Source organism: Lactococcus protaetiae (assembly GCF_006965445.1).
GTDB classification, from domain to species: domain Bacteria; phylum Bacillota; class Bacilli; order Lactobacillales; family Streptococcaceae; genus Lactococcus; species Lactococcus protaetiae.
Window position 1 is genome coordinate 1,677,955 of the sequence record NZ_CP041356.1, and the last position, 20,196, is coordinate 1,698,150.

Sequence of the window (20,196 nt, forward strand, 5' to 3'; positions counted from 1 at the left end):
CTCATAAGATATGAAATAGCCGGTTTTATTTACTATTACTTATTTATACTCGTTCACATCTAAATCTGTATGAGCAGATTCAGTAGTTGAGCTACAGTTATACTGCCTTTGCTCTTACCATTTCGTCTTGCTGCTTTAGCAGATTGCGATTTGAACTTGCCACTTTAGTGGCTTAGTGAAATCGACAGCGGAGGGAAGCGGAGGTAGAGCGAATGGATACCCGTGGTGTATCAACAATGTAGCGGAGTAATTTCTAAAAAGAACTTTTAGAAATTAAACAGTATTAGTGAAAAAACAGACGCTTTCATGTATTTCTATTTCTCTTTCATTTTATCATAAGCAAGATTAAAAATCAGCCCTAAGTATGATTTCACTATTCAAAAATGTGATAAAATATAGATATAGCCTGATAGGGCTAGTTTTCGTTGCTACTTCATCTTTTTGAAAAGATGATTAGTAGTAACGAAAGCAGAGCTTAGTGCTGTTTGTTTTGCCACCATAGATAGATGGAAAAATTAGCAGGTGTTTGCTAAACTAAAAATGAATTTGAAATTAGAAACTTGTGATAACAGGACGCAAGCAGGAGGAAAAAAATATGCCAGTCAGTTTGTTTATGAATCATCAGGGAATGATGGCAGGTAGTGGACATTGGGGAATTGTGAACATGATTTTTGGTTTGATTCTCTTTTTCTTGATTGTAAAAATGATTATTGGTATTGGCTTTATGCGCAAGAATCGTCGTGAGGAACGTGGAGGTTATAAGGATAAATCAATGAGTTTGAAAGAAAATATGGAACGTTACCATGAAGCAGGACTTTCTGACAGTGACATCAAGATTTTACGTGAAAATCTGGCTGAAGCAAAAGCAAATATTGAAACTTGGGAAGCCCATCAAAAGAAAGATGATGATTTACAAGTTGTTGAGTCTGTAACAGGTGGACTTGACTCAAGTAAACAAACTTTCAGATATATTGTGCAAAATCCTCAAGAGCTGACGAAGCAAAATGAGTTTCTATACAAAAACTTACCAAATATGGTCAAACTGACAGAAAAGTTCATTGAGATGAAAAAGCAGTCTGTAAGAACTGATGATATTAAACGTGATTTGGATGAAACATTATTACTGATTAAAACTTTGTCAGGAGCAATTTCAAAAAATTATCATGAAATTCTTATGGACGATGTCAATGTGATTAAGCATCAAGTGAATTTTGACTGATAGCACAACCGATGAGCGTGTACCATAAGTATTTGTCAGCGAATTCAGTCGGACGAAATTCGAAACATAGTGCTGCTTTATCCCCTACCTAAGAGGTGGGGGATTGCGACTAGGTGCTTTGCCTTTTGCTCTTGCTTTTAGCAGCTAAGCAAACGGATAGCGTAGCAGACCGTTCGTAGAACGGCATGCGAAACACGTAGCGCCTTAGCGAGCATTGACAGCCTTTTTATCAGACGCTTTAACGGCTAGATAAAACGGACAAATGTTTATCGCGTAGCCGCAAGGCGGAGATCGCACGCATTTGCTTTGATAAAAGAGTTGTCAGTACAGCTAAAAAGTCTGTCATTATACTGACAGAAATAAATAATTAAAAAATTCCTGTCATTTTTGGCAGGAATCGTTTATAATTAAGAAAAACAGATAAAGGACAAAAAATTCATGGAGAATCCGATTTTAGATGATTTACTAAATAATGATAAGGTCATCAAAGATGCCGAACAACTTGATGAACAGCAAAAGTCAGAGATTGTAGAAATGCATAAAAATGCTGCTTTAGCAGCCGTTGACGCACTCTCGCCTGAGGAGTTGGAAAAAGCAAAAGAACTTTCAAAGCAGCTTGATGAAAACAGCGCACAGTCTGTCATTGCTTATGGAGCAAATGCGCAAGATAAAATTTCGGCTTTTTCGCAAAGTGTTTTAAATAAAGTACAGGCTCAGGACTTAGGAGAAGTAGGGACATCGCTGACAGACCTGATGTTTAACTTACAGCAAGCTAATCCTAATGAGTTGGTTGCGGAGAACAAGGGTTTGTTCACTAAGATGTTTGGAAAAGTTAAAAAATCAATTTTTGAAGTGACTCAAAAGTATCAAAAAATTGGGGCGGGAATTGATAAAATTTCAGCAAAGCTGAACAATGAGCAACAAGGATTGCTACAAGATAATGAAACTTTGGACAAACTTTACGATGAAAATTTGAATTATTTTAAAGCGCTCAATGTTTTTATCGCAGGAGCGGAATTAAAAGTTCAGGAATTGGATAATGAAACGTTGCCTAAGGCTCGCCTTGAAGCACAGCAATCAACAGATAATGCTCTTGTTGTCCAAAAAGTGAACGATTTGGAATCTTACAAAAATCGTTTGGAAAAACGTGCTCACGATTTACGTCTCGCGCGTCAGCTGACAATTCAACAAGCGCCTCAGATTAGACTTATTCAAAATACCAATCAAGAATTAGCAGAAAAGATTCAGACGTCAATTAATACAGCAATTCCGCTTTGGAAAAATCAAGTTGCTATTGCATTGACATTGTTGAAACAAAAAGATGCATTGACGAGTCAACGAATTGTTTCTGAAACAACAAATGATTTATTGAAGAAAAATTCGGAAATGCTTAAAAACTCAACTATTGAAGCAGCTATTGAGAATGAACGTGGACTGGTTGATATTGAAACGTTGAAATTAACTCAACAAAATTTGGTAGATACGATTCAAGAAACTATGCGTATCCAAGCTGACGGTCGTCAAAAACGTCAACAAGGTGAGATTGAAATGGCAAAAATGGAAGAAGAAATCAAAACAAAGCTTCTACAACTTTCTAATAAGCAATGACAAAAAGTCTGTCAGTATACTGACAGACTTTTCAGTACAACAGGTGACTTCTGATAGTTCAATTGGTATATACTTCTTGTTGACAGAAAGTATGAATCGTGATAAAATGAAGCAAAGGCTTATTCAGTAGGAACCGAATTTAGTCGGGCGAAATTCAATGCTTAGAGTTGCTTCATCTCTGAACAGCAGAGGTGGAGAATCACTTCAATCATGCATTGTTTACGTTTTAAATTTAGGAGGATTTTATGACTTACTACATCAGAGCTGACCAATTTTTCTATCCTTATGAAATTAAAAAAGGTGGTTTTCTTGAGATTGTTGATGGAAAATTTGGTGAGTGGACAGAGGAAATACCAACTTCCGCTGAAGTTTTGGATTATTCTGGAAAATCTATTGCACCAGGACTTGTGGAAACACATATTCACGGATTTGGTGGGGCTGATGCACAAGATGCCGAAATTGAGGGAATCATGGGCACCATGTCTGAAGGACTATTATCGGCTGGAGTTACTTCATTTCTACCCAGTCCATTGACAGATGACCATGAGGGATTAAAAGCAGTCTGTAGCGTTGTTGGTGAGCACTATCAAGAAGCGCGTGGAGCCAAGATACGCGGGATTTTCTTTGAAGGACCATTTTTCACAGAAGAACACAAAGGAGCGCAAAATCCTAAATATATGCGTGATGCGAAAATGTGGGAACTTGAAGATTGGCAAAATGCAGCACATGGGATGTTAAAAAAAGTCGGACTGGCACCTGAACGTGAAGGTTCAGAGGAGTTCATCAGAAAAGCTACTGAATCAGGTGTAATCATTGCTCTCGGTCACTCTAATGCGACTTATAAACAAGCTGTAGCAGGAGTTCAAGCAGGTGCAACGATGTGGATTCATACATTCAATGGGATGTCAGGAATGACTCATCAAGAACCAGGGATGGTAGGCGCGATTTTAAACACGCCAAATACTTATGCTGAACTCATTTGTGATGGTCATCATGTTCGCCCTGAAGCAGCAGAAATTGTGATGAAGATGAGGGGTGCTGATCATGTTGTTTTAATTACAGACTCGATGCGTGCAGCAGGACTGCCAGATGGCCCATATATGCTTGGTGAGTACGAAGTTGAAGTGCGTGATGGTGCAGCATGGCTTCCAACAGGTCGCCCTGCAGCTTCTATTTTGACACTGAAAACAGCTGTAAAAAATGTTGTTGATTGGGGAATCGCAACTCCTGCCCAAGCGATTATGATGGCATCTTTAACACCAGCTAAGTCAGTTAATATTGACGATGTCTGTGGTCAGATTAAAACAGGATTGGATGCAGATTTCATTGTCCTTGATAGCGAAATGAACCTTGTTGCAACTTATCTCGATGGCAAAAAGCGATTTGGTTAAGAGCAAGTAATACTAATTAAAAGTCGAATATCATAACGATATTCGGCTTTTGAATTTAGCTTATCAAAATAAAGTCAATATTTAAAACTATAGACAAAATGGAAGCAGTTGATAAGTTAAAAAAATGATTTATACTCGTGTATTTAAGACATAAAATTGTAAAAAATATTTTACTTTTTTATGCTATACTGTCGTAGATGAGAACAAAAAACTTGTGGTAATAATAAGCCTGAAAAGTTTGAATTGACAGAAAAATTTCATTAAAAAATACGAGAAAACCTTTGCAAATTAAGGGTTCAAAAATTTTTTGTAATGTAAACGGTTTACACAGTTTATTAGAAGATTTTTTTGAAAATACGTGATATAATGAACTAGATAATAAATGAGCATGATTTATAAAGTCACTGATAAATCCTTGTCAGTGCTGATGGAATTATGTATCTTATAATTCGGAGGACAAATCTCTAATGAAACGCATTGCAGTTTTGACTTCTGGTGGTGATGCACCAGGAATGAACGCGGCTATTCGTGCCGTTGTTCGTAAAGCGATTTCTGAAGGTATCGAAGTTTACGGTATTAATCACGGATATGCTGGTATGGTTGCAGGAGATATTTTCCCGCTCACTTCAGCATCAGTTGGTGATAAAATTGGACGTGGTGGGACTTTCTTGTATTCAGCACGCTATCCAGAATTTGCTCAAATTGAAGGGCAACTTGCTGGGATTGAGCAACTTAAAAAACACGGCATTGAAGGTGTAGTAGTTATCGGTGGTGATGGTTCTTACCATGGTGCAATGCGCCTAACTGAACATGGTTTCCCAGCAGTCGGTCTTCCAGGTACTATTGACAATGACATCGTGGGAACTGACTTCACGATTGGTTTTGACACTGCTGTTTCAACGGTTGTTGATGCTCTTGACAAAATTCGCGATACATCATCATCACACAACCGCACATTTGTTGTTGAAGTAATGGGACGTAATGCTGGAGATATCGCTCTTTGGTCAGGTATTGCGGCTGGAGCAGATGATATCTGCATTCCAGAAAAGAGTTTCAAATTTGAAAACGTTGTTAATAATATCAACAAAGGCTATGAAAAAGGTAAAAACCACCACATCATCGTTCTCGCTGAAGGCGTAATGTCAGGTGAAGAATTTGCCTCAAAACTCAAAGAAGCTGGCTATAAAGGTGACTTGCGTGTATCTGTTCTTGGACACATCCAACGTGGTGGTTCTCCAACAGCGCGTGACCGCGTTCTTGCATCACGTATGGGGGCTCGTGCCGTTGAATTACTCCGTGATGGTATCGGAGGTGTAGCAGTTGGTATTCATAATGAAGAACTTGTGGAAAGTCCAATCTTAGGTAGCGCTGAAGAACATGCTTTATTCAGTTTGACTGAAGACGGTGGTATCAAAGTGAATAACCCACACAAAGCTGGTCTTGAACTCTACCGTCTGAATTCAGACCTGAACAATCTCAACCTTAATTAAGTTACTGCATTCTAGTTTCTAGTTAAGTGTTGAAGTACGCACAGCTAGAGACAGATAATAAAATCTTTTATAGGAGAAAACACATAATGAATAAACGTGTAAAAATCGTCTCAACTCTTGGCCCTGCCGTTGAAACTCGCGGTGGTAAAAAATTTGGTGAAAAAGGTTATTGGGGAGAAGAACTTGATGTTGAAACTTCAGCAAAAACAATTGCATCTCTAATTCAGGAAGGTGCTGACGTTTTCCGTTTCAACTTCTCACACGGTGATCACCCAGAACAAGGCGCACGTATGGCAACTGTACGTCGTGCTGAAGAAATCGCTGGACGTAAAGTTGGTTTCTTGCTTGACACTAAAGGTCCTGAAATGCGTACTGAAGTCTATGAAGATGGCGCAGACGAATATAAATTCCTTACAGGCGATAAATTCCGCGTGGCAACTAAGCAAGGTTTGACTTCAACTGTTGAAAAAATTGCTTTGAATGTCGCTGGTGGACTTGATATTTTTGACGATGTTGAAATCGGTCAGACTATCTTGATTGATGATGGGAAATTGGGCTTAACTGTTCTTGAAAAAGACGCTGCAACTCGTGAATTTGTTGTTGAAGCTCAAAACGATGGCTATGTGGGCAAACAAAAAGGTGTCAATATCCCTAACACCAAAATCCCTTTCCCAGCACTTGCTGAGCGTGATAATGCGGACATCCGTTTTGGTCTTGAACAAGGTTTGAACTTTATTGCTATCTCATTTGTACGTTCTGCTAAAGATGTTAATGAAGTACGTGCAATTTGTGAAGAAACTGGTAATGCACATGTTCAACTTCTTGCGAAAATCGAAAACCAACAAGGGATTGATAACCTTGATGAAATCATTGAAGCAGCAGATGGTATCATGATTGCTCGTGGGGACATGGGGATTGAAGTACCTTTTGAAATGGTACCAGTTTACCAAAAATTGATTATTCGTAAAGTTAATAAAGCTGGTAAGATGGTTGTTACCGCAACAAATATGCTTGAATCAATGACTGAAAAACCACGTGCAACTCGTTCAGAAATTTCTGACGTGTTCAACGCAGTTATTGATGGCACTGATGCTACAATGCTTTCAGGTGAGTCTGCTAATGGTAAATACCCACGCGAATCAGTTCGTACAATGGCTACTGTTAACAAAAATGCTCAAACAATGTTGAAAGAATATGGTCGTCTTCATCCAGAAAAATATGATAAAGCAACTGTAACAGAAGTTGTTGCATCATCAGTTAAAAATGCTGCTGAAGCAATGGATATCAAGTTGATTGTTGCTTTGACTGAGTCAGGTAACACAGCACGTTTGATTTCTAAACATCGTCCAGATGCTGATATTTTGGCTGTTACATTTGACGAAAAAGTTGAACGTGGCTTGATGATTAACTGGGGAGTTATTCCATTGTTGACTGAAAAACCTGCTTCAACTGATGATATGTTTGAAGTAGCTGAAAAAGCAGCTTTGGCTTCTGGTTTAGTTGAATCTGGTGATAATATTATCATCGTTGCTGGTGTACCAGTTGGTTCAGGACGCACAAATACAATGCGTATTCGTACAGTTAAATAAACCTAAAGAAAAAAGAATATGACAAATGAGTCTGTCAATATTGGCAGACTTTATTTCCTGATACTATGTCAAATATTTTTGACAAAAATAACTCAATCTGTTCTTTAAGCAACGCTAAATAAGAGTAGATATTCACTAAATTAAAAACATAAACTCATTCGTAATTTGAAAGGAATCAAAGAAATCATGGCTGAAAAACAACGTAAAAAAGTAATCCTCGTTGGTGATGGTGCAGTAGGTTCATCATACGCTTTTGCGCTCGTAAACCAAGGAATTGCCCAAGAATTGGGAATCGTTGATATTTTTAAAGAAAAAACCCAAGGAGATGCAGAGGATCTTTCTCATGCATTGGCATTTACTTCGCCTAAAAAAATCTATTCTGCAGATTACTCTGATGCTCATGATGCTGACCTTGTTGTCTTGACTTCTGGAGCACCACAAAAACCAGGTGAAACTCGTCTTGATTTAGTTGAAAAAAATCTCCGTATTACTAAAGATGTTGTTACTAAAATTGTTGAATCAGGATTTAAAGGAATTTTTCTCGTTGCTGCTAATCCAGTAGATATTTTGACTTATGCAACATGGAAATTCTCTGGTTTCCCTAAAAACCGCGTTGTAGGTTCAGGAACTTCACTTGATACTGCTCGTTTCCGTCAAGCTTTGGGAGAAAAAGTTGGTGTTGATGCTCGTTCAATTCATGCTTATATCATGGGTGAACACGGAGATTCAGAATTTGCTGTTTGGTCGCACGCGAATGTTGCAGGTGTTAAATTGGAACAATGGTTCCAAGAAAACAAATATCTCAATGAAGAAGAAATTGTTGAATTGTTTGAATCTGTTCGTGATGCTGCTTATTCAATTATTGCTAAGAAAGGTGCAACTTTCTATGGTGTAGCAGTGGCTCTTGCTCGTATTACTAAAGCAATTCTTGATGATGAACATGCTGTTCTTCCAGTGTCTGTTTTCCAAGATGGTCAATATGGTATTAGCGATTGCTACTTGGGTCAGCCAGCAGTTGTCGGAGCTGAAGGAGTTGTTAATCCAATCCATATTCCATTGAATGATGCTGAAATGCAAAAAATGCAAGCTTCTGGTACACAATTAAAATCAATTATTGAAGAAGCTTTCCAAAAAGAAGAGTTTGCTTCAGCAATAAAAAACTAATTTTTGATAACTATTAACTTTACAAGAGTTTGTGGCGGAATTATTTTCTGCCATGAACTTTTTTTATTTACAAAAATATATTCTGATTAATATCATTGATAAATTATTGCAATTGTATATAAAAAGGAATATAATTATGAATGCTTTGATATATACTTTATAATAGTGATTTCAGAGTAAAGAAACTGGATGATTGACTGAAAATAAATATATCAGGCTTTTGTTAAGTTAAATTTTTAGTGGGGAAAAATATGATGAAAGTAATTATTGCTATAACAGCGGATAGTATGGTCGAGCCTTCTAGAGTTATCAATCAAAATTCCGCTGATTTTGCTCCAAGAGACTTGAAAGAAGCGATTATTGAAGCAGGAGGGATTCCAATTATATTACCGTTTCCTGATAACGTGAGTCTTGCTGATGAGTTCGCCAGGGAAGCTGTGAGATTATTTGATGGGGTGATTATTCCAGGCGGTCCAGATATTGATCCAACTTTTTTTGGTGAGGAGCCAATTCGTGAAATAGGTCGCACAGCCTATCAACGTGATTGTTACGAAATTGCTCTAGTGAAAGCTGCAAGGGAAGCAAATAAACCAATATTTGGAATTTGTCGTGGTTTACAACTTATTAATGTGGCATTTGGAGGGACACTCTATCAAGATTTGGTCGCACAAAATCCGAGGAGCAATCTCAAACACAGTCAATCTGCACCAGGTGGTTTCCCAACACATCATGTAAAAATTAGTGAGTTAAGTTATTTGTATGAAATATTTAGGGCTGAGGCTTATGTTAACTCGCGTCATCATCAAGCTGTTAAAGATTTAGCGAAAGGTTTTAACGTGACTGCAACAGCTTATGATGGAGTTGTTGAGGCGATTGAGTCAAAGGAAGAAGAGATTTTAGCGGTTCAGTGGCATCCAGAGAATATGTGGCGTTCAGATAAGTTGCAACTAGAGATTTTTGAGCATTTTATAGAGCGTTGTGAGAAATCAAAAATAAACTAGAATAAGCAGGAACAAGGAATTTAGATTGTAATCTGATTGCATGAAGTAACTGGGTATTATGATACATCAATTGTAATCATTACTATTCTTACCAGTTTTAAAGTTCTATTGTTGGCTTTAGAGTTTAAATAGATTGCACCGTGTGTATCTACAATTTGAAGATAAGTTAGAAGCATGTGATAAGGAGATGGCGTGGATAGCGTAGCGATAAATTTGCTGAGATAGAACGAAGGGACAGTTATAGTATGAAAGTTCTGCGAGATTTTAACCAAGCAAGTGTCTGCTAAATCCCCCACGGAGGGATAAGCAGCACTATCTCCGCTTCGCTACGCTGTCCATTCGCTCTAAATCGCTACGTGCTTCGCCTGCCGTTCTACGAACGGTCTACGCAACTTCGTTGCTCCGCTGTCCGTTTGCTTAACTGCTAAAGCAGTAAGAGCAAAAGGCAAAGCGATAAGGCGAAATGGCAAGCTTTGCTTTCGTTCTACTAACATCAGTGGGAGAGAAAGAATCTCCCACTGATGAAGTAATCACTTCAAAGTGAAACTAATAACGGTTAATCTAAAAATGACTTGGATTGTTTGTCTAGATTAACTGTTCTATACTTTGATGAGTGTATCAGGTATAAGAAAATTGTTTATGTGAAATAATATTAAATCATTAATTTAAGAATTCAGGTAAAAAAATGGATAAAAAAGTAGTAAAGCCAATGGGATTTTGGAGTATGATATTGCTTGGAATCACTGGTATTATAGGTTCAGGAATATTTTTACTTCCGAGTGCAGGAACACAATTAATCGGTGTGGCATCAATTTTTGTTCTTGTTTTTGATGCCCTTCTTGTGATTAGTATTGCGCTTTGCTTTGCGCAGGCAGCAAATTATTTTGATACAGATGGTGGACCTTATTTATACGCTAAGGAAGCTTTTGGTGGTTTTGTTGGATTTGAAGTCGGCTTTGTAACTTGGGCAATTCGTATTATTGCTGAGGCTACGATGGCGGTTGCCTTTACAACCTTCTATTTTTCCTTATTTTGCTACAGAAGCTGGAAAAATGCTTGCGGTTACTTCAGTTGTTGTTATTCTTGCTATTATTAATATTGCTGGAGTTAGGCTTTCTAAGGTGATTATTAACACGGTTACGATATCAAAACTTATCCCACTTATTTTGTTTGTGGCAATTGGCATTTTCTTTATTCATGGCACACATTTTACGCCACTTTTTCCTGAAGGTCATTATGTTGCTGGCTCATTCGGGAAAGCTACGGTTACTCTATTTTATGCTTTTACAGGCTTTGAGGGGCTAGTTGTCGCAGCTGGTGATATGGAAAATCCAAAGAAAAATTTGCCTCGTGCTCTCATATTGACAACACTTGCTGTCGCGGTATTCTATGTTTTAATACAGGTAGTGGCAATTGGTATTCTGGGAAGTCATTCGTTATCAGCAAGTTCAGTGCCTATTCAAGATGCTTTTGAAAAAGTTGCTGGAGCTTTTGGTAGGGATTTAATTGCAGCTGGAACATTGCTTTCAACAGGAGGATTACTTATTGCCTCAACGTATTTGACTCCGCGTTCAGGCGTTGCTTTAGCCGAAAATAAAATGCTACCTAAGGTGGTTGCGAGAAGAAATAGATTTAATGCACCTTATATTTCTATTGTTATTTCTGGTATTGTTGTTCTCGTAATCGCGTGGTCAGGTACCTTTTCTCAGCTTGCTCTTATTTCAGCAATTTCGCGCTTTGCTCAATATATCCCGACTTGTCTCGCTGTTTTAGTCTTTGCAAAAACTAAGAAAGAGGTTAAACAGTCCTTTAGATTGCCGTTTGGTTGGGTTATTCCTAGCGTGGCTATTTTAGTCAGTGTCTGGTTACTCACGCAGGTTGAAGTCGAACAATTGCTTTGGGGGCTTGGAGCATTGGTTGTTGCTATTCCTTTTTATTTTATCACTGGGTCATATAAACTAAAAAAAGAATAAATTTATTCTTGACATAAAATAATGTTTGTGCTAAAATTCAGATAATTTAAAATAATTTAAAAATAGAGATGAAAGAGTAATTTGTTTGTAGCAGAAAAGAGAGCCTCGTTGCTGAGAAAGAGGTCTGTTATGACAAATGAACCACACTCATCGCAATCTTTTTTCTGTCAGTACTGACAGAAGACGTTTGTCTCGTTATAGCTTGAGTTTATACTTACTGAGGTACTTTTTGTGAAAAGAGTACGAAAAAAGGTGGAACCACGATTGATATGCCGTCCTTTAAGCCTCGCGCTTTTAGGCGGTTTTTTTATATCAATTTCTGTCAGCATACTGACAGAAAAAAGGAACTTATGAAAGGAATTTTTATGTCTTGGAAAGATAATCTACGCAAAGTTCACCCTTATGTTGCGGGTGAGCAACCTGATTTTATGGATATGATAAAGCTTAATACGAATGAGAACCCTATCCTCCTAGTCCATTAGTGACGAAGCAGCTTCGTCAGTTTGACAGTAAACATTTGCGACTTTATCCGCAAGCTGATGTCGATCGGCTTCGTGCAGAATTGGCTCAATATTACAGGTTATCTGAGCAACAAATATTCATTGGCAATGGTTCTGACGAGGTGCTTGCTCTTTCGTTTTTGACTTTTTTTAATAGTGATAAGCCATTGTTAATGCCGGATATTAGTTATTCCTTTTATCCTGTTTACTGTGATTTGTACGATATTGAGTATAAAAATGTAGCTCTTGCTGAGGATTTTCGTTTAGTTGTTGCAGATTATTGTCAGCCAAATGGTGGAATTGTCTTTGCTAATCCTAATGCTCCGACTGGTTTGGCGATAAATCTACGCGAAATTGAGTATATTTTGCACAAAAATCCAGATTCTCTTGTTTTAATTGATGAGGCGTACGTTGATTTTGGTGGACAATCGGCGATCTCTCTTTTGGATAAGTATGAAAATTTATTGATTACACGAACTTTTTCAAAATCACGGGCTCTTGCTGGTATTCGTTTAGGCGTAGCTTTGGGCAATGAGTTTGCGATTAGTAAACTATATGATGTGAAAAATTCGTTTAATTCGTATCCTGTGGATAGTTTGGCACAAGAAATCGGGATTGCTAGTGTTTTAGACCAGAAATATTTTGATCATACTGTTCAAAAAATTATTTCTACGCGGGAATGGTTCAAATCATCACTGACAACGCTTGGTTTTGAACTGACAGACTCCAAAGCCAATTTTGTATTTGTTAAACATCCTAAAATTTCGGGGAAAGAGTTATTTAATGCACTTTATGATGAAAAAATTATTGTGCGACATTGGCAAAAACCGCGTCTTAACGATTGGTTGCGCATCACAATCGGCACTGATGACCAAATGAAAAGAGTTGCACACTTTTTAAAACAATATCTTGAAGAAAGAAAAAAATAAAGGTGTTCTAATAAAAAATTTATATTTTTATTTTGTACATTTCATTGAGGGACTTCAACAGCATTCAAATAAAATAAATCAAAAGCTTTCAGAACACTCTAACTATAAGGAATTATAAATGAACAACTATCACTATCTGCTTCCAGAAGAGTCGGCAGAAATGTCGCTTATACAAGTTGCTAATCTGAGAAAAATCGAAAAAAACTTGCGTGAGATTTTTATCAACGAGAACTATCAAGAAGTAATGCCACCTAACTTTGAATACGTTGAACTTTACACCCAGCTTGGTTCAGATTTTAAACCAGAGAAACTTTTTCAGATGATTAATCACGAAGGAAAACCGATCGCTTTGCGTTACGATTTCACCATTCCCTTAGCGCGAACTTACGCCTATACAAGAAATTCAGAAATTGAGCGCTATGTCTATTTTGGCAAGGTTTTTAGAAAAGAAAAACGACACAAAGGTCGCCGCACAGAGTCTTATCAGATTGGCATTGAATTATTGGGAGCGCAAGAACAACTTGCAGATAAGGAAATTATTACATTGAGTCTTGCGGCACTAGAACAAATCCCTCTCAAACACTCCCTCCTTGAAATTGGCTCAGCAAAATTTTACAAACGTCTTTGCGAATTAGTTGGGCAAGAAAAATCAAAAGAGCTGACAGAGCATCTCAAAAAAAGAAATATCAGCGGTATTGAGCAATTTGTAAGTAGTCATCAATTTCCGTCAGTATTCAAAAATTTACTGACAGAGTTGTTAGTGCTGACAGACCCGCTGTCATTACTGAGATTAGTTACAGCTACCCAAGATGAAATACTGATTGAAGCTGTCAGTACACTTACTCAACTCTGTCAGCAATTTTCTGGCAACCATCAGATTGTCATTGATTTGGCAATGGTTCCAGCCATGAGTTATTACACGGGATTGATGCTGACAGCTTACAGCGATGTTGTCAGTCAACCCATTATCTCAGGTGGACGCTATGACGAACTTTTATCAAGGTTTGAACTCAAAACCACTGCTATTGGTTTTTGTTGTCATATGGACAATATCCTAAAAGCAATAGAGGAGGAAACAAATGCTTAAAATCGCCGTTACAAAAGGCCGTATTCAAGAACAACTTATCCTTTTACTTCAAAAATCAGGCTATGATACAAGACCAATCATCAATATGGGACGAAGTTTGGAAGTGACCACAACAGATGATTTACAGTTTATTTTTGGCAAGGCAAATGACGTTGTCACCTTTCTTGAACATGGTGTTGTTGACATTGGCTTTGTTGGTAAAGACACCTTGCAGGAGAGTGATTTTGATGATTACTATGAGTTGTTCGATTTGCGAGTTGGTCAATGTTACTTTGCATTAGCTGCCTACCCAGATTTTAAAAACAAAGCATTCCACCGCCGAAAAAGGATTGCCTCCAAATATCCCAAAGTAGCAAAAGCATACTTTTCCAACCAAAAAGAAGATGTTGAAATCATCAAACTAGAAGGCTCTGTTGAATTAGGACCCGTCGTAGGACTATCAGATGCCATCATTGATATCGTGGAAACAGGAAATACTTTGGCGGCAAACGGTCTTGAAATTATTGAAAAAATCAGTGATATCTCGACACGAATGATTGTAAACAAAGCCAGCTTTAAATTTAAACAGCAAAATATTTTACAAATGGTAACGAAATTTGAGAAAGTAGGAAAAATAAAATGACGCTCTTAGAAATCATAGAAAACACAGAAAATCTAGCAGATTTAACTACGAAATTTCAAGGAAGAAAATCCCAAGTTTCTAAAGAAATCACCGACATTGTTGAAAAAATTATTGAAAATATTAAAACAAAAGGAGATGAAGCACTCTTTAATTATGCGAAACAATTCGATGGAGCAACACTCACACCGAAAAATCTGATAGTCACATCAGAAGAATTTGAAGAAGGACTTTCGCAAATAGACGAAGATTATATCCGTATTTTAGAACGTACAAAAACTCAAATTGAGGAATTCCACAAACATCAGTTAAGCAACTCATGGTCTATCTACAAAGATGAAGGAATCATCATGGGGCAAATCGTTCGTCCACTTGAGCGGGTGGCGCTCTACGTTCCAGGAGGAACAGCGGCTTATCCCTCTACTGTCATGATGAATGCTGTGCCAGCCAAACTTGCTGGGGTTAAAGAGCTTGTAATCATTACTCCAACCAAAGCAGGAGGTAAGGTCAGCCCTGTGATTCTTGCAGCAGCCAAAGTTGTAGGAGTAGACAGAATTTATAAAGTAGGTGGTGCTCAAGGGATTGCAGCCCTTGCCTACGGCACAAACTCTATACCAAAAGTTGACAAGATTGTAGGACCAGGAAACATCTTCGTTGCGACTGCAAAAAAACTTTGCTACGGTAGCGTTGATATTGATATGATTGCAGGCCCATCCGAAGTGCTTATTATTGCCGATGAAAATGCTAATCCTAAATATGTTGCAGCAGACCTGATGGCACAAGCAGAGCATGACAAACTTGCTTCAGCGATACTCGTCACCACTTCAGCACCACTTATAGCAGCAGTCAATCAGGAACTTGAACGACAGATTCAACAACTTGAACGACGTGAAATTATCGAAAGTTCGCTCAAAAATTATGGTGGAGCAATTCTTGTTCGGACGATTGAGGAAGCTTTTGAGGTTTCCAATCAACTCGCGCCAGAGCATCTAGAGGTTCTAACTTTAGAACCGCTCAATAAACTTCCTTTGATAAAAAACGCTGGTAGTATATTTCTTGGAGAGCATACTCCAGAACCATTAGGTGATTACATGAGTGGTACCAATCACGTCCTTCCAACAGGAGGTACAGCAAAATTTTATTCTGCGTTGGGAGTATATGATTTTGTAAAATACAGTTCATACAGCTACTATCCACGGGAAAGTCTAGCAAAGTTTAAAGAGGATGTAGAAAAGTTCGCAAAATCAGAAGGTCTGAGTGCTCATGCGAATTCCATAACAGTAAGATTTGACAAAGAGTAAATTATACTAAAATTTACGCTTGACACACCGTGTTGAGCCTATGGCTATTTTACCGATCATCGCAAGAGTTCGTCTAATCATTTTTCTTAGAAAAACGAAAGATGAACTCGTGTAAAATCCCATATCTAAACCTCAAAGGAGAAAAAATGCGAGCAGCACAAATTACGCGTAATACAAAAGAAACTCAAATTACAATCACCATTGACCTTGATGGAACAGGGCAAAGTAACATAACTACAGGAGTTGGATTTTTTGACCATATGCTCACACTTTTAGCTTATCACGGAGATTTTGACCTAACCCTAAAAGCTCACGGCGATAATGAAAATCTAGGAATGGATGCTCACCACCTGATTGAGGATGTTGCGATTGTTCTTGGGAAGTGTATCAACCAAGCATTAGATGATAAACGAGGGATTCAACGTTATGGGAGCTTCACGATACCAATGGATGAATCACTTATTACTTGTGACCTCGATATTAGTGGTCGGCCTTATCTCGTCTTTAATGCTGATTTATCAGCTAATAACAAACTTGGTGATTATGATACTGAGATGACAGAAGAATTTTTCCGAGCTTTATCCTTTAATGCAGGAATTACTCTACATATCAATGAACATTACGGAAAAAATACACATCATATTATCGAGGCAATATTTAAGGCTACCGCACGTGCACTTAAACAAGCAGTTGCTATAGACAGTAAAAAAATAGATGAAATTCCATCTTCAAAAGGTATTTTATAAACTCAGTATCCATAAGAAAGATAATAGGCGGAAAATGATTGTTATTATTGACTACAATGTGGGGAATCTTCAAAGTGTCCAAGGAGCAATAGAGCGACTAGGAATGGAGTGTATTATTTCAAGAGATTCCGAACAAATTAATAAAGCCCAAGCTCTGATTTTACCAGGAGTAGGAGCTTTCCCAACAGCAATGAAACAGCTTACGCAGTACAATCTAGTTGAACTAATAAAAACACGTGCAGCAGCAGGAGTTCCAATCTTAGGAATTTGTCTTGGAATGCAAATACTTTTTGAAAAAGGTACAGAAAAAGAAAAAACAAATGGGCTTGGCTTATTGAAAGGAAGTGTCAACTTGATACAAACGACGCAGAAACTCCCACACATGGGCTGGAATCAACTTCATTTTACACAAAATCATCCACTACTTAGATATTTGAAAGAAAATGATGAAACTTATTTTGTGCATAGCTACGCAGTGAAATGTCCAAAAGACGAACTTATTGCTTACACAGAATATGGCGATGTCAAAATCCCAGCTATCGTAGCTTCTGGTAATGTGATGGGCTGCCAATTTCATCCTGAAAAATCAGCTCAAATAGGTCAACTAATACTTAAAGCTTTTAAGGAGATGATACTATGTTAATAATTCCAGCGATTGATTTAAAAGACGGAAAGGTGGTTCGCCTTTATCATGGCGATTATTCAAATCAAACGACCTACAGTGAATTTCCTGAACAAATTGCTCAGAATTTTGAGAAAATGGGAGCAAAATATCTCCATATTGTAGATCTTGACGGTGCAAAAGAAGGTAAAACGACTAACATAGAAATAATCCAAAAAATAAAAGCAACAACTCAACTTCAACTTCAAGTTGGAGGGGGGATAAGAACTCCTGAAGTTCTCGCTCTCTATCTAGAAAAACTAGGAATAAATCGTGTTATTTTGGGAACTGCAGCGTTAGAACATCCTGATTTTCTCAAAACAGCTTTAAAAAACTATGGAGCAGAGAAAATAGTGGTGGGTGTAGATATAAAAGAGGGATACGTATCAACAAGTGGCTGGTTAAAGACAAGCGATGTTCCTTATCTCATATTTCTAAAAAAACTAGAAAAAATGGGTGTTGGCTATGTTGTAATTACAGATATTTCTAGAGATGGGACATTGGCAGGACCTAATTTTTCATTATATGAAGAAATAGCTCAAAAAACGAGCCTTAAATTTGTAGTTTCGGGTGGCGTGAAAGATAGAGAAGATATTATACAAGCCAGGCAAAAGGATTATTATGCGATTATCATTGGTAAAGCCTACTACGAAGGAAAGATAAATCTTGCGGAGGTACTGAGAAATGCTGAGTAAACGTATTATTCCTTGTCTAGATATTAAAGACGGTAAAGTAGTAAAAGGAACAAATTTTATTGGCTTAAAAGAACTGGGTGAACCTGTAGAATTTGCCAAAGAATATGAAAAACAGTGTGCAGACGAGATTGTTTTTCTTGATATCACAGCGACTTATGAAAATCGTGAAATTATTGGAGATATTATTTCACGTGCGGCGCGTGTTTTATCAATTCCACTCACAGTAGGTGGTGGAATCCATACGATTGATGATTTTCAGAAAATATTAGCGAAAGGAGCAGATAAAGTATCTATTAATTCTGCAGCAGTTAAAAATCCACAACTTATTGCGCAAGCAGCAGAAAAATTCGGCAATCAATGTGTTGTGGTTGCTATTGATGCCAAAATAAACTCTACAGGTTCTTACGACGTTTATATCAAGGGTGGACGAGAAAATACAGGCTTAGACCTTGTCCAGTGGGTTAAACAGTGTGAACAGCTTGGAGCGGGTGAGATATTATTGACATCTATGGATAAGGATGGGACTAAATCAGGTTATGATATTAATATGCTCAATAAAGTTTGCGAATCAGTAAATATCCCTGTGATTGCAAGTGGAGGTTGTGGAGGTGTCGAAGATATTGTCAATGTTTTCAAAGAAACTCGCTCAGACGCGGCGCTTGTAGCTAGTTTATTTCATTATAAAGAAATAACTATTGATGAGGTAAAAGAAACTTTAATCAAAAATAACGTTCCAGCTCGCCGTTTGAGCATGAGAACTTGAAATAATAGGAGAAAAAAGGAAAATGAAACCAGACTTTAAAAAACAAAGTTTGATACCAGTAATTGTCCAAGATTATCAAAGTAAGCAAATTTTGATGCTCGCTTATACAAATGAAGAAGCCTATGAAAAAATGCTTGATACGGGAGAAACGTGGTTTTATTCACGTTCACGACAGAAGCTTTGGCATAAAGGTGAAGAATCTGGACATATCCAAAAAATTAAAGGGATAATGCTTGATTGTGATGAAGATACGTTGTTAGTCTATGTCGAGCAAGTTGGAGCAGCTTGTCATACAGGAAATTATTCTTGCTTTTTCAATGAAGTTAAAGCTTTTGATGATAGAAATATTTTTTTAGAACTTGAACGTTTGATTGAAGAACGTAAATCAAGTCCAATTGAGCAGTCATATACCAATTATCTTCTTGAACAAGGAATAGATAAAGTGTTAAAAAAAGTTGGTGAGGAAGCAAGTGAAGTCATTATCGCCAGTAAAAATCCAGATAAAGCAGAATTAGTTGGAGAAATCTGTGACTTATTCTACCATCTTTTTGTATTGATGAATCAGAGAGAAGTTACTTTTTCTGATGTAGAGGATAAACTAAAAGTACGTCATCAAAAAGAGCAAAACAAAAAAATATTTCATCAGAAAGGAAGTTATTGATGCGAAAAGTTGACTATCATCTCCATTCTTACTTCTCTGCAGATAGTGAAGAAAATCCAAGAAATCAAGTTTTAGAGGCGATAAAATACGGACTAGAGGAGATATGTTTTACTGAACATCATGAATTTCATTTCCCAGGCCTAAGTTTTGATTTGGATGTTTCTTCTTATTTTGATGAGATACAAAGTCTCCAAAAAGAATTTAAAGGAAAAATCAAAATAAAAAAAGGACTGGAAATAGGCTTAGACAGCCGATTTAAAGAAGAAATAGATTTATTTGTCAAGGAACATGATTTTGACTTTATTATTGGTTCAATTCATGAAATTGATGATGTTGAAGTTTATGAAGATACAAGTTATTATAAGAACAAATCCAAAATAACTGCACATAGAGAGTATTTTGAACATTTATTAGAGTGCATTGACACATTTACATGCTTTGATAGTTTAGGGCATTTGGATTATGTAGCGCGTTACGGACCGTATCGAGATAAACTGATTGATTATGATAAGTTTGAAGTGATTATTCATCAGATTATCAAAAAATTAGTTGAAAGGGGTAAGGGGATTGAAGTAAATACTCGGTTATTCCAGTTTCCAAAAGCAAAAATATTTTATCAATATTTGCTTACGGAGTATGCGAAGACAGGTGGCAAAATTGTAACTTTGGGTACAGATAATCATAAAGCTAATAGAACTTTTGATAGGATTGCAGAAGCTCAACATTTGATTCAGAATGCGGGATTTTCAGATATATCAACATTTAGTCAAAGGATGCTAGATAAATAAATGTATAGAAA

General features: G+C 37.2%; 17 protein-coding genes and 1 pseudogene. All 18 read left to right on the top strand.

Annotated elements, in window-relative coordinates; genetic code table 11:
• Positions 1-595 precede the first annotated feature (595 nt).
• The gene (locus FLP15_RS08165; RefSeq protein ID WP_142767472.1) at positions 596-1,219 is read left to right on the top strand and encodes a 5-bromo-4-chloroindolyl phosphate hydrolysis family protein; all 624 of its coding nucleotides are present in this window, start codon (positions 596-598) and stop codon (positions 1,217-1,219) included.
• A 438-nt stretch (positions 1,220-1,657) separates the two neighbouring features.
• Positions 1,658-2,827: a toxic anion resistance protein gene (locus FLP15_RS08170; RefSeq protein ID WP_142766694.1), complete on the top strand. Its 1,170-nt coding sequence runs from the start codon at positions 1,658-1,660 to the stop codon at positions 2,825-2,827.
• A gap of 245 nt (positions 2,828-3,072) precedes the next feature.
• On the top strand, positions 3,073-4,218 hold the full coding sequence (nagA, locus tag FLP15_RS08175) for an N-acetylglucosamine-6-phosphate deacetylase (RefSeq protein ID WP_142766695.1): 1,146 nt from the start codon (positions 3,073-3,075) through the stop codon (positions 4,216-4,218).
• A gap of 467 nt (positions 4,219-4,685) precedes the next feature.
• Complete coding sequence (gene pfkA, locus FLP15_RS08180; RefSeq protein ID WP_120771563.1) at positions 4,686-5,708, top strand: 6-phosphofructokinase; 1,023 nt, start codon at positions 4,686-4,688, stop codon at positions 5,706-5,708.
• 86 nt (positions 5,709-5,794) lie between these two features.
• Positions 5,795-7,297 carry a pyruvate kinase gene (pyk, locus tag FLP15_RS08185; protein WP_142766696.1) on the top strand — a complete coding sequence of 501 codons (1,503 nt, stop codon included), beginning with the start codon at positions 5,795-5,797 and terminating at the stop codon, positions 7,295-7,297.
• Positions 7,298-7,483: 186 nt separating this feature from the next.
• Positions 7,484-8,461, top strand: a complete 978-nt coding sequence (locus FLP15_RS08190; RefSeq protein WP_142766697.1) for an L-lactate dehydrogenase — start codon at positions 7,484-7,486, stop codon at positions 8,459-8,461.
• Between the two features lie 254 nt (positions 8,462-8,715).
• Positions 8,716-9,462 (top strand): gamma-glutamyl-gamma-aminobutyrate hydrolase family protein, encoded by a 747-nt coding sequence (locus FLP15_RS08195; RefSeq protein WP_190288383.1) that lies wholly within the window; start codon positions 8,716-8,718, stop codon positions 9,460-9,462.
• 685 nt (positions 9,463-10,147) lie between these two features.
• Positions 10,148-11,435, top strand: a pseudogene (locus tag FLP15_RS08200) (APC family permease).
• A gap of 481 nt (positions 11,436-11,916) precedes the next feature.
• Positions 11,917-12,864 (top strand): pyridoxal phosphate-dependent aminotransferase, encoded by a 948-nt coding sequence (locus tag FLP15_RS08205; protein ID WP_223804591.1) that lies wholly within the window; start codon positions 11,917-11,919, stop codon positions 12,862-12,864.
• A gap of 118 nt (positions 12,865-12,982) precedes the next feature.
• Entirely contained in the window at positions 12,983-13,951 is a 969-nt protein-coding gene (locus FLP15_RS08210) for an ATP phosphoribosyltransferase regulatory subunit (protein ID WP_142766699.1), read from the top strand.
• The gene (hisG, locus tag FLP15_RS08215) at positions 13,944-14,573 is read left to right on the top strand and encodes an ATP phosphoribosyltransferase (RefSeq protein WP_142766700.1); all 630 of its coding nucleotides are present in this window, start codon (positions 13,944-13,946) and stop codon (positions 14,571-14,573) included. The genes FLP15_RS08210 and hisG overlap by 8 nt, the downstream gene beginning before the upstream one ends.
• Complete coding sequence (gene hisD / locus FLP15_RS08220; protein WP_142766701.1) at positions 14,570-15,871, top strand: histidinol dehydrogenase; 1,302 nt, start codon at positions 14,570-14,572, stop codon at positions 15,869-15,871. The genes hisG and hisD overlap by 4 nt, the downstream gene beginning before the upstream one ends.
• Before the next feature lie 146 nt (positions 15,872-16,017).
• Positions 16,018-16,617, top strand: coding sequence for an imidazoleglycerol-phosphate dehydratase HisB (gene hisB / locus FLP15_RS08225; protein ID WP_142766702.1), 600 nt, complete (start codon positions 16,018-16,020; stop codon positions 16,615-16,617).
• Between the two features lie 34 nt (positions 16,618-16,651).
• On the top strand, positions 16,652-17,260 hold the full coding sequence (gene hisH / locus FLP15_RS08230; RefSeq protein ID WP_142766703.1) for an imidazole glycerol phosphate synthase subunit HisH: 609 nt from the start codon (positions 16,652-16,654) through the stop codon (positions 17,258-17,260).
• A complete protein-coding gene (hisA, locus tag FLP15_RS08235) occupies positions 17,254-17,973 on the top strand; it encodes a 1-(5-phosphoribosyl)-5-[(5-phosphoribosylamino)methylideneamino]imidazole-4-carboxamide isomerase (RefSeq protein WP_142766704.1) in 720 nt (239 codons plus the stop codon). Before hisH ends, hisA begins: the two co-directional genes overlap by 7 nt.
• A complete protein-coding gene (gene hisF, locus FLP15_RS08240; protein ID WP_142766705.1) occupies positions 17,963-18,736 on the top strand; it encodes an imidazole glycerol phosphate synthase subunit HisF in 774 nt (257 codons plus the stop codon). The genes hisA and hisF overlap by 11 nt, the downstream gene beginning before the upstream one ends.
• Before the next feature lie 22 nt (positions 18,737-18,758).
• Positions 18,759-19,397, top strand: coding sequence for a bifunctional phosphoribosyl-AMP cyclohydrolase/phosphoribosyl-ATP diphosphatase HisIE (hisIE, locus tag FLP15_RS08245; RefSeq protein WP_142766706.1), 639 nt, complete (start codon positions 18,759-18,761; stop codon positions 19,395-19,397).
• Entirely contained in the window at positions 19,397-20,185 is a 789-nt protein-coding gene (locus tag FLP15_RS08250; RefSeq protein ID WP_142766707.1) for a histidinol-phosphatase HisJ family protein, read from the top strand. The genes hisIE and FLP15_RS08250 overlap by 1 nt, the downstream gene beginning before the upstream one ends.
• Positions 20,186-20,196 lie beyond the last annotated feature (11 nt).